A 902-nucleotide genomic window follows, 5' to 3' on the forward strand; every position below is an offset into this window, starting at 1 on the left:
CGAGCCAAAGGGGCGCCGCGACCGCGGCGCCCTGAAGGTGCGGGTTCCCGCGGCCGTCGAAGTTCCCGAGCCAGACGGTCAGCACGTAGGGTCCCACGGTCCCCGCGGCGCGGGCGTCGCGAAAGCCGTGGCTCGTCCCCGTCTTGAAGCCGGCGCGCACCGGCGCGCCCGAAGCGGTGCGCACGGTCTCGCCCCCGCGCGCGAGGATCTCGCGGATGATGAGCGCGCTCTCCGGCGTGAGGATCGGGATGGTGGCGGGTTCCGTTGCGGTGTTCCGGCCTTCGCCCGAACCGCGGAGCGTCACGGGGACCGGCGTCGAGCCCGTCGCTCCGTTCCCCTCCACGTATCCGAACACCAGCGGCCGCACGAGGCCGTCGGACGCCAATGCGCCGTAGAGCCGCAGGAGGTCCGCCATCGTGGTCTCGGCACCGCCCAGGGCGATGGCGAGGCCGTAGTGGGTCTTGTCGAACGGCAGCGCCGTGCCGGCGCGTTGGAGCAGGTCGTAGAGGTCGGGGTTCACCTGCCGGGCCAAAGATACGGCGGGAAGGTTGCGGCTTCGGAGCAGCGCCGCGGACGCCGGAATCGGCCCCGCGAAGTCCCCGTCGGCGTTTTCGGGCCGCCAGCCGCCGAAGCCCTGCGGGCGGTCCATGAGAACCGTCTCGGAGTGAATGAGCCCCTGGTCGAGCGCGAGCCCGAAGAGGAAGGGCTTCAGCGTGGAGCCGGGGCTTCTCATCGCCGTCAACGCATCGACTTCGCCCTCGATCGCGGCGTTCTCAAAGTCGGCGGACCCCACGTGCGCCAAGACCTCGCCCGTTCGGGCGTCGGAGACGGCCAAGGCGGCGTTGGTGATGCCCCAGGGGGCGAGTCGGGCGACGGTGCCTTGGACCAACGCCTCGAGGCTC

At 71.8% G+C, this 902-nt stretch carries 1 protein-coding gene; it reads right to left on the minus strand.

Annotated elements, in window-relative coordinates; all coding sequences use genetic code 11:
- On the minus strand, positions 1-902 hold a 902-nt coding region (locus HMPREF9440_RS11435), incomplete at both ends, for a penicillin-binding transpeptidase domain-containing protein (RefSeq protein ID WP_040764020.1).

The organism is Sutterella parvirubra YIT 11816, from assembly GCF_000250875.1.
In the GTDB taxonomy this organism is placed as follows: Bacteria; Pseudomonadota; Gammaproteobacteria; order Burkholderiales; family Burkholderiaceae_F; genus Sutterella; species Sutterella parvirubra.